The 10123-nt window shown below is 68.4% G+C and carries 10 protein-coding genes; 4 read left to right on the plus strand and 6 right to left on the minus strand.

Annotated features, from left to right (window positions below):
- The coding region (locus tag ACFWF3_RS09525; protein WP_379313239.1) for a flavin-containing monooxygenase at window positions 1–1068 on the plus strand (1068 nt) is incomplete at its 5' end.
- Window positions 1065–2561, plus strand: a complete 1497-nt coding sequence (locus ACFWF3_RS09530) for a flavin-containing monooxygenase (RefSeq protein WP_379313241.1) — start codon at window positions 1065–1067, stop codon at window positions 2559–2561. The genes ACFWF3_RS09525 and ACFWF3_RS09530, both read left to right, overlap by 4 nt.
- Here ACFWF3_RS09530 and ACFWF3_RS09535 read toward each other — a convergent pair.
- The 6 genes from ACFWF3_RS09535 to mftR form a co-directional block, all read right to left on the minus strand.
- On the minus strand, window positions 2536–4896 hold the full coding sequence (locus ACFWF3_RS09535) for a SpoIIE family protein phosphatase (RefSeq protein ID WP_378988237.1): 2361 nt from the start codon (window positions 4894–4896) through the stop codon (window positions 2536–2538). The two genes, ACFWF3_RS09530 and ACFWF3_RS09535, sit on opposite strands and share 26 nt — an antisense overlap.
- 52 nt (window positions 4897–4948) lie before the next feature.
- Window positions 4949–5542 carry a SpoIIE family protein phosphatase gene (locus tag ACFWF3_RS09540; protein WP_170112222.1) on the minus strand — a complete coding sequence of 198 codons (594 nt, stop codon included), beginning with the start codon at window positions 5540–5542 and terminating at the stop codon, window positions 4949–4951.
- Between the two features lie 19 nt (window positions 5543–5561).
- Window positions 5562–5975 carry an ATP-binding protein gene (locus ACFWF3_RS09545; protein WP_056809992.1) on the minus strand — a complete coding sequence of 138 codons (414 nt, stop codon included), beginning with the start codon at window positions 5973–5975 and terminating at the stop codon, window positions 5562–5564.
- Window positions 5965–6345, minus strand: a complete 381-nt coding sequence (locus tag ACFWF3_RS09550) for an STAS domain-containing protein (RefSeq protein WP_056809990.1) — start codon at window positions 6343–6345, stop codon at window positions 5965–5967. Before ACFWF3_RS09550 ends, ACFWF3_RS09545 begins: the two co-directional genes overlap by 11 nt.
- A 10-nt stretch (window positions 6346–6355) precedes the next feature.
- On the minus strand, window positions 6356–7261 hold the full coding sequence (locus ACFWF3_RS09555; protein ID WP_056809988.1) for an STAS domain-containing protein: 906 nt from the start codon (window positions 7259–7261) through the stop codon (window positions 6356–6358).
- Window positions 7262–7371: 110 nt separating this feature from the next.
- Window positions 7372–7998 carry a mycofactocin system transcriptional regulator gene (mftR, locus tag ACFWF3_RS09560; RefSeq protein WP_379313243.1) on the minus strand — a complete coding sequence of 209 codons (627 nt, stop codon included), beginning with the start codon at window positions 7996–7998 and terminating at the stop codon, window positions 7372–7374.
- 81 nt (window positions 7999–8079) lie between these two features.
- On the opposite strand from mftR, the gene mftE reads away from it, so the two are divergent.
- Both mftE and mftD read left to right on the plus strand, forming a co-directional pair.
- Window positions 8080–8781 (plus strand): mycofactocin biosynthesis peptidyl-dipeptidase MftE, encoded by a 702-nt coding sequence (gene mftE / locus ACFWF3_RS09565; protein ID WP_379313245.1) that lies wholly within the window; start codon window positions 8080–8082, stop codon window positions 8779–8781.
- Window positions 8778–10022, plus strand: coding sequence for a pre-mycofactocin synthase MftD (mftD, locus tag ACFWF3_RS09570; protein ID WP_379313246.1), 1245 nt, complete (start codon window positions 8778–8780; stop codon window positions 10020–10022). The genes mftE and mftD overlap by 4 nt, the downstream gene beginning before the upstream one ends.
- The last annotated feature ends 101 nt before the right edge of the window (window positions 10023–10123 follow it).

Raw genomic sequence — 10123 nt, forward strand, 5'->3', positions numbered from 1 at the left:
GGTGTGCTCGCCGAGCCGAATCTGCCCGATATCAAGGGTATTTCGAGCTTCGAGGGCGAGATCTTTCACTCCGCGCGGTGGAACCACGACGCCACCCTGGCCGGCAAGAAGGTCGCCGTCATCGGCACGGGTTCCTCGGCGGTGCAGATCGTTCCGTCGATCGCGCCCGAGGTGGAGCACCTCGACGTGTACCAGCGCACCGCCACCTGGGTGATGCCGCAGATCTCGCGGCCGTACCTGGGACTGGAACGCTTTGCCTTCAAACGTGTTCCGGGCCTGCAACGGTTCATCCGGGCGCTGATCTACATCACGCGCGAGCTGTTCGTGATCACGCAGGTGAAGTATCCGTGGACCGGCATCGTGCTCGAGACGGTCGGGCGATTCAAGATGCGCTTCGAGATCCGTGACCCGGAGCTGCGCCGAAAAGTGCTGCCCCAGCACCGGATCGGCTGCAAGCGCATGCTCGTGTCGAACAAGTTCTACGGCGCGCTCGATCGTGACAACGTCGACGTGGTCACCGACGGCATCGCCGAGGTTCGCAGCGGTTCGATCGTCTCCGAGGACGGCACGGAGCGGGAGGTGGACGCGATCGTGCTGGCCACCGGCTTCCACGTCGCCGATTCGCCGACCTTCAACCTGTACACCGGTCGCGACGGCCGGACCGTGTCCGAGGCAGCCGATGCCGAGGGCTACCAGATGTACAAGGGCACCACGGTCGCCAATTTCCCGAACATCTTCTTCATGCTCGGCGCCAACTCCGGGCTGAACTACACCTCGCTGATCTACATCATCGAATCCCAGATCAACTACATCGTCGACGCGATCACCACGATGGAGCAGCGCAACCTGCAATCGTTCGAGGTCCGCCTGGACGCGCAGATCGAATACAACGAGCAGTTGCAGCCGAAGATGGCCCGCACCGTGTGGGTCAACGGCGGCTGCACCAGCTGGTTCCTCGACAAGCACGGCAACAACTCGGCGCTGTGGCCGGACTTCAGCTTCAAATATCGGCGAATGGTGCGCACTTTCGACATCGACGCCTACGACACCACGACGAAGACACGATGACCGCACCGTCGACGCGTCACACCCGCGTCGCGATCATCGGCGCCGGCTTCGCCGGGCTGGGTGTGGCTGTTCGGCTGCGCCAGCTGGGGATCACCGACTTCGTCGTCCTCGAGCGGGCGAGCGATATCGGCGGCACGTGGCGCGACAACACCTATCCCGGCGCCGGGTGCGATGTGCCGTCGCAGCTGTATTCGTACTCGTTCGCCCGCAATCCGCACTGGACGCATTCGTTCTCGACACAGCCGCAGATCCAGCGGTATGTCCAGGACGTGGTCGACCGGCACGGGGTGCGCGACTCGATCGTGCTGGGCTGCGAGGTCATCGGCGCGCGGTGGAACAACGACACCGCGCGCTGGGAGATCCAGACCAGCGACGGCTCCTACACCGCCGACATCATGGTGTCGGCGGCCGGCCCGCTGAGTGCACCGAAGCTGCCCGACATCAAGGGCATCACCACCTTTCGGGGGGCGATGTTCCACTCCGCGCGCTGGGATCACGAGTTCGAGCTCGCGGGCAAGCGGGTCGCGGTGGTCGGCACCGGTGCGTCCGCGATCCAGATCGTGCCGTCCATCGCGGGCGAGGTCGCCAAGCTCGACCTGTATCAACGCAGCGCACCGTGGGTGTTGCCGCGCATGGGACGCAAGTACTCGTGGCTGGAACGCCTCTACTACCGGCGTGTTCCGGGTGCGCAGCGGTTGGCGCGGATCGGCGTGTACTGGGTGCGTGAGTCGTTCGTGCTCTGGCAGTCCAAGTACCCACCGTTCGCCGACTTCTTCTCGCGCGGTGCGCGATTGAAGATGTGGTGGGTGATCCGGGACCGGGAGCTGCGTCGCACCGTCACGCCCGGCTACCGCCTCGGGTGCAAGCGCATGCTGGTCTCGAACGTGTACTACCCCGCGCTGGCCCGCGACAATGTCGAGGTCGTCGCCGACGGCATCGCCGAGATCCGCGAGCAGTCGATCGTCGCGAACGACGGCACCGAGCGTGAAGTCGACGCCATCGTGCTGGCGACGGGCTTCCGGATCGCCGACTCGCCGACCTACGACCTGATCAGCGGGCGCGACGGCCGCACGCTGTCCGAGGTTTTCGGTGCCGAGGGGATGAGCGGGTACAAGGGTACGACCATCGCGAACTTCCCCAACATGTTCCTGATGATCGGCCCGAACTCCGCGCTGAGCTACACCTCGGCGATCTTCACCATCGAATCCCAGATCAACTACATCAGCGACGCGATCACCACGATGGCGGCCGATGGGCTGCGTACGGTCGAGGTCAAGGCGGACGCGCAGGCCGGCTACAACCGGGACCTGCAGAAGAAATTCGACGGCACCGTGTGGAACGCCGGCGACTGCACCAGCTGGTTCGTCGACGAGGACGGCCACAACGCCACGCTGTGGCCGGACTTCAGCTTCCGATTCCACCGGCTGCTGAAGAGCTTCGACGTGGCGGCCTACGAGACCACTCCGGTCAGAACGAGTTCTGGCGGGAGCTGACCGCCGGCGGTCGTGAGGAGGCGCGCAGCGGGTTCGCGGTGGGGAAGGTGATCGAGGGCAGGGTCACCCACATGCGCACCCGGGTGCCGCTCTCGTCGTGGTCGAAGGTGAGGTCCTCGGTGAGCACCCGCATCATCTCGACGCCGCGACCGCGATAGCCGGGATCGGTGGGAGTGGGAATCCAGTTGCCGTTGTCGGCGATCTCGAGGACCACCCGGTCACCGTCGCAGCGGGCCGTCAGGCTCACGCGGCCCGGTTCGGAGTCGCGGTAGGCGTGTTCGACGCTGTTGCTGCAGGCCTCGTTGGCGGCCGCGACGAGGTCGGCGGCCAGGTCGTGCGGGACCGCGGCGGTGGCGAACCAGCGGTAGAGGCCGCGGCGCACGCCGGCCAATTCGGTGGCGGCGGCGGGAAAATCGAGGCTCAGCGGCTCCGGGGGCTGGCGGTAGACGACCATGGCGACGTCGTCGTCGTAGCCCGCGGGCGGGCACAGCCGCGACAGCACGGCGTCGGCGACGTCGCGGGGGAGTGCGGCGCCGGTTTCGCTGAGCACTTCGGCGATCTTGACGAAGCCCTCGGCGATGTCGTACCCGCGCTGCTCGACCAGGCCGTCGGTGAACAGCACCAGGGTCGCGCCCGGCGGGAGCGCGGTCGTGGCCTCGGGCCTGCGCGGAGTGTCGAAGGTCGCCAGGGGAACCGCGCGTCCACCCTCGAGGATCCGGCCCGGCCCACCGGGAGGCGCGAGGACCGGCGGCATGTGGCCCGCGTTCGAGTACCGCACCATCCCGCGCTCCGGGTCGAGCACCGCCGCGCACACCGTCGTACACATGGCGCCCGGGATCCGGGACGCCACGGCGTCGAGTTCGGCGAGCAGCTGTGCCGGTCCGGCGCCGCGCAGCAGCAGAGCTCTTGCCGCAGTACGCAATTGGCCCATCACCACCGCGGCCGACAGGCCACGGCCGACGCAGTCGCCCACGACGACGCCGATGGTGCCGTCACGCAACGGCACCACGTCGTACCAGTCGCCGCCGATCTCCAGCGGTGGCAGGGCGGGTTCGTAGTGCACCGAGAAACGGGGCGGCAGTTCGATCGGTCCGAGCATCGCCCGCTGCAGGGTGAGCGAGGTGGCGCGCGCCTGATCGAAGTTGCGGGCGCGCTGCAGTGCGACGCTGAGATGGCCGACGAGCAATGAATACAGGGCCCAGTCGGCGGCGCTCACCGCGCGCGGCGCGCCGAAGCGCACCCACAGTGCCGCGTCACCGGTCTCGCCGAGCGGTGCGACGACCGCGTCGACCCCGCCCTCGTCACCGGTGATGGCCGACAGGCCACGGGCGGATTGCCTGCGCGAGCGATCGAGCAGGGCCTGGGTGTCGTCGTCGAGTACAACGGGGCCGTCCGCGCGCGGGCCACTCTGCCGCATCGGCGTCGCGGTGAATTGTGACGCGGTGGCGATGGTTTCGGGAGCGGGCTCCGCTTCTTCGCTGCCCGACGGCGTCACGCCGCAGGAGTAGACATCGGGGCGCCCGGTCCGGCTCGGCCAGATCGCGACCAGCGCGGTCTCGGCGCCCATGGTCCGGCGCAGCTCGTCGAGTCCGACCGCGAGGACCTCCACCATGCTCGTCGCGGCCCCGACGGCGGTGGCCAGACGCGAGGCGGCCTGGTCGCGGGCCTGCGCGTCGTGTTCGGCGGTCACATCGCGCACGGTGCCGACGAAGATCCGCTCGTCGTTCTCCTGCTTCACCAGCGAGCTCGCGCTCACCGCCAGCCAGCGTTCCCGGCCGTCGCGATGCCGCACCGGCATCACGAATCGCGCTGCCTCCGTACCGATCTGGGGGTAGCCGGTGCGATCGCTCAGTGCCCAGGGGTGCGGTAGCGGGAACGGCACCTCGGTGGCGCCGTAGCCGGTGAGTACCCCGAACGCGGAGTTCACCTCGACGATGGTGCCGTGGTCGTCGGCGACGAAGAACCCGTCCTGCAACGATTCGACGAGCGCGGTGCGAAACGCGTCGCGGCCTTCGAGATCCTCCGCGCGGGAACGCTGTTGCTCGTAGCGGCGAGTGCCGTCGAGATAGCCGCGGGTGGCGATATCGAGGGCCGCCATGGTCTGCAGCAGGAATTCCAGTGCCACTTCGGCGCGGCGCGGATCGGCCTGCGTGCCTGCGTCTTCGGCGACCGCCCGGAAGTGATGCTCGGTGAGATCGAGCAGGCTGATGCCCTCCACGAGGGCCCGCCTGCCGAGGTCGTAACCCTCCGAGAGGCCGGCCTGGCCTGGTGCGGCGACGTGGCGGCGCATGGCCGCCGAATAGTCGTCGAGAAATGCGACCAGGACAGCGCTCATCGGCAACCTCTCATCGGCCGGGTCGGTGCGAACAGACCGCGGTCTCGGGGCCTCACGGGCACGGCCCACGGAAACGCGCCGCGAGCACCAGCGCGTCGTCGGTGTCCTTCGCGTCGCGGGCGAGCAGATCGCCCGCGATGGCGGTGGCCGGTTTGGCCAGGTCCAGCGATTCCGGGCCGACCGCGACGATCCCGTCGGTCGCCATCAGCAGCAGATCGCCGGGGCGGATCGGCAGCGTCTGGGGCTGCAGGTGTGAGGGCAGCCGGTACCCGACGATGCCGCCGGTGAGCAGCATCGTGGCCCGCAGCTCCGGACCGGCCGGGCCGAGGGTGAGCAGTCGCGAATCGACGTTGCCCACGCCGAGCCATTGCAGCGTCTCTCCCGGCTCGATCAACGCCAAAGACACTGCGGCGCCGCGAGTTTCGACCATAGCGCGATGACAGAGCACCATCAGCACATCCAGCGGTTCGCCACAGTTCTCGGTGAGGATGACCGTCGCGCGATCGGCGGCCTCGGCCGCGGGCGCACCGTGACCGAGCCCGTCGAGCACCGCGAACAGCACACCGGCGCCGGTGTCGAGCACGAGCGCGCGGTCACCGGAGACGTCCTGGCCGGGCAGCGCCCGACCGGCCGTCGACCACTCCATGCGCCCGATGATCCCGTCCTCATGCAACGTCGGGTACCCACTTCCACATCTCGATCAACGTCCCGCGGCCCGGGGCGGAATCGATGGTGAGGCGGTCCATCAGCCTGCGCGCGCCGGGCAGTCCGAGTCCGAGTCCGCGGCCGGTGGAATAGCCGTCCTCCAGCGCGCGGGGAATGTCGCGGATGCCGGGACCCTGGTCCTCGGCTTGGATGACGAGCGCGCGGCGACCCTCGCGCAAGTCGATGAGCAGCCTGATCTCGCCGCTTCCCGCGTAACTGGTGATGTTGCGGGCGATTTCGGAGATGGCGGTGGAGATCATCGTGCGGTCGGTGAGGGTGAACCCGAGGTCACCGGCCAACTCGCTCCCGGCCTGCCGGGCGGTGACGATGTCTTCGGACACCTTGACCGCGATCGCCACCTGCTCAGCGGCCACTGTCGCGACCGTCTCGTCGCCGCGGGTGCCGATTCAGCCAGGAGAGGCCTTCCTCGAGATCCAGCGCGGTGTGCATGTCTTCGAAGGTAAGGCCCAGTTGCACCATGGCGAAGGCGACTTCGGGTTGCAGTCCGACGATGACGGTTTCCGCGCCGCGCAACTGGGTCATGTGCGCGATGGTGCGCAACGAGCGCGCGGCGAAGGAGTCCATCACGTCGATGGCGGTGACATCGACGATGATGCCGGTCGCGCGATAGCGACTGACCTGCTTCATCAGGTCGTCCTGTAGCCGCTCGGTGTCGGCGTCGGTCAGGGCCGACTGTACCGAGGCGATCAGGTACGTGCCCTGCTTGAGAATAGGTACCGGCATGGTGGCTTGGTCAGCGCCCGTCCCGCTCGCTCAAGCGCTCGGTCACTCGGGAGACCTCGTATCCGAGGAGACGCTCGGCCTCTTCGATACCGCCCTGGAGGTCGCCGACCGCGTTCATCTTGGACAGATCGAGGCCGATGGTCACCAGGGTCAGCGCGATCTCCGAGGACAGGCCGGTGATGATCACGCTCGCGCCCATCAGACCCGAGGCGTCGACGGTCTGCACGAGGTGGTTGGCCACCACGGAGTCGATCGCGGGCACACCGGTGATGTCGATGACGACCACCTTGGCGCGATTGGCGCGGATGGCGCGCAGCAGCTGCTCGGTGAGCTGGCGGGCGCGCTGGGAGTCGAGCACGCCGATGATCGGCAGGATGAGCAGCTGCTCGCGAACCTGCAGAACCGGGGTGGACAGCTCGCGGATGGCCTCTTGCTGGCGGCTGATGACGCGCTCGCGCTCCTGCACGAACGACACGGCCACGGTGTTGGCGATGCGGTTGGCGGCCGGTTCGTAGGCGTCGAGCACGCGATTGAGCAGCTCGAAGTTGGACTGGTACTTCTCGAAGAGGCTGCGTGCCAGGACGTCGCGCAGCAGCAGAACGATGCCGATGACCTCGTCGGTCTCGACGCCTCGCGGAATGATGCGCTCGGACAGGTCGCGGGCGTAGGCCTGCAGTGCCTCGACGCTACCGGTGACGAGCACCTCGACGTAGTTGTCGTACATCGACGTCGCCTCGGAGAAGATCTCCTCCGGGGTCATCGCGGTCAGCAGTTCGGCTTCGGTGATGCGCCGTGCCCACTCTTCCCGCAGCCCGGTGCGGTTCTGCCGCAGGTGCTCGACCAGCTGTGGCAGCAGGTTGTCGAGCGGTTGCGCCGGCAGCGAATCCGCCGAAAGACTCGTGGACACCTCGGACATGGAAACCCCTGCCCCTTTCGACGACGGATGTTTTCGGTGCGCACAGTGCGCGTTGGGCCTGAGCCTACTCATACCCCCTCTGTGGTGCTGCCCAAACGTGGCGCGCCCGGCTATTCCGGGGCGAACCCGCGTTCCAGCGCGCGCAGTGCCCGGTCGAGATAGACGGTGAGATCGGTGTCGCCGCGCTCGAGCCAGGCATCGAAGGCCGCCCGCGCGGCGGCCAGGGTGGTGCGCCCGATGGCGAGCGGAATCAGGTCGCCCGCGCCCGCGCCGAGACGGCTCGCGGCGAACTCGCCGACAGCGTGTTCCCACGCGTCGTAGTGCGCCCCCGCGCCTGCCGAGAGGGCGGGAACTCCGGAGACGAGCCGCATTCTGGTGCGCAGTTCGGGGATGTCCTCGGGGCGATATCTGTTGGCCGCCACCACGATGCGGCGCACCGCCGCCATCATCGGCTCGTCGCCGGGGACGGCGGCGAACGCGGCGCGCAGGTCGTCGACCTCGTTGTCGAACTGGTGCCACAGCACCTCGGCCTTGGTGGGGAAGTAGCGGAAGAACGTGCGTTCGCTCACCCCGGCCTCGGCGGCGATGCGTTCGACGGTGACGTCGTCGAACCCGTGTTCGGCGAACAGCTTCATCGCGATCACCTCGAGCTCGCGGCGCGTGGTGCGTGGCGGACGCCCGCGGTGCCCCGACTGCTTCGGAATCGACATCGGTGCGCGCGGCGGCGGGGCGGACATGGATACAGGATAGGGACTCGGCGAGCTTTCGACCTGCACGCGCTCTTGATTATGTCAGTGACTGACGTTAATGTGGGCGCTATGTTCGTGGCGCACCTCACATCGCCCGAGGCAGGTGTGCGCGCCGCCGAGGGAGTGATCCTGGTCATCCCACTCGGCGCGACCGAGCAGCACGGCCCGCATCTGCCGCTGTCGACCGACAGCGATATCGCGTCGGCGGTGAGCAGGCGGGCCGCGGCCGAGCGAACCGATCTGCTGATCGCGCCTGCCGTGGCCTACGGGGCCAGCGGCGAGCATGCGGGGTTCGCGGGCACCTTGTCGATCGGACAGGCGGCGCTGGAACTGCTCGTCGTCGAACTGTGCCGCTCCGCCACGGACACGTTTTCGCGGATCGTGCTGGTCAACGGGCACGGCGGAAACGTGGAAGCGCTGCGCCGAGCCGTCGCGCTGCTGCGGTCGGAGTCGCGTGACGTGCGGCTGTTCTCGCCCGGCTACGGCGGCGACCCGCACGCCGGGCGCACCGAGACCTCGATCCAGCTCGCGCTGCGCCCCGACCGGGTGCGCACCGAACTGGCCGAACCGGGGGACCGCCGCCCGCTGGCCGAACTGCTGCCGCTGCTGCGCGCAGGCGGGGTGCGGGCAGCCAGCCCCAACGGAATCCTCGGCGACCCCACCGGATCGAGCGCCGAAGAAGGCGCCGGCCTGCTGACGATCGCCACTACCGCACTGCTGGAAGACCTGCGCCGATGGTGGCCGCAGGATCATGAGGAAGGACCCCGATGAATCCCTGGTTCGAGACCGTTGCCGAGGCGCAGCGGCGCGCCCGCAAGCGCCTGCCGAAGTCGGTGTACGGCGCGCTGATCGCCGGATCGGAACGCGGACAGACCATCGAAGACAATCAGACCGCGTTCACCGAACTCGGTTTCGCCCCGCACTGCGCGGGCCCGATCGGCGACCGTGACCAATCGACCACAGTGCTCGGTCAGCAGGTGTCGATGCCGGTGCTGATCTCGCCGACCGGCGTGCAGGCGGTGCACCCCGACGGTGAGGTCGCCGTCGCCCGCGCCGCGGCGGCCCGCGGAATCGCCATGGGGCTCAGTTCCTTCGCGAGCAAGCCCGTCGAGGACGTTGTCGCCGCCAACCCGGCGACCCTGTTCCAGCTGTACTGGTGTGGCAACAAGGATCAGATCCTCGAGCGGATGGCCAGGGCGAAGAAGGCCGGTGCCGTGGGCCTGATCCTCACCCTGGACTGGTCGTTCTCGCACGGTCGAGACTGGGGCAGCCCGGTGATCCCGGAGTCGCTGAACCTGCGCACGATGATGAAATTCGCGCCGCAGACCCTCGCGCGCCCCCGCTGGCTCGCGACCTACCTGCGCTCGGGCAGCATCCCCGACCTCACCGCGCCCAATATGGCGGTCGGCGGCGGCGCGGCCCCCGGGTTCTTCGGCGCCTACGGCGAATGGATGCAGACCCCGGCACCCGATTGGGACGATGTCGCCTGGATCTGCGCGCAGTGGGACGGCCCGGTGCTGCTCAAGGGCGTGATGCGGGTCGACGACGCCCTGCGCGCCGTCGACGCGGGCGTCGCGGGCATCTCGGTGTCCAACCACGGCGGCAACAACCTCGACGGCACCCCCGCCGCCATCCGCGCCCTGCCGGTGCTCGCCGACGCGGTCGGCGACCAGATCGAGGTGCTCCTCGACGGCGGTATCCGGCGCGGCAGCGATGTCGTCAAGGCCGTGGCGCTCGGTGCGCGCGCGGTGCTGATCGGGCGCGCCTCCCTGTGGGGTCTGGCGGCCAACGGCCAGGCCGGTGTCGAGAACGTACTCGACATCCTGCGTGGCGGTATCGATTCGGCGCTGCTGGGTCTGCGCAAGACCTCGATCACCGACCTGACCAGCGACGACATCATCGTTCCCGCCGGTTTCGAACGCGCGTTGGGCGTCGGTTCGGGTCGAAAGGATTCCGGCGAAGGAGATTTCGCTACCAACGGAACTGTCGTGAGCGGCGCCGCTGCTGGATAGTATCGGCGGTTGGTCAACACCGCCCGAGGGGGAATTTCGTGAGTGTGGTTTCGGAAATCGAGGGTTCGCGCAGGCGAATCATGATGTCGCGCAGCGTGTCC

This window comes from Nocardia sp. NPDC060220 (assembly GCF_042727815.1).
GTDB lineage: Bacteria > Actinomycetota > Actinomycetes > Mycobacteriales > Mycobacteriaceae > Nocardia.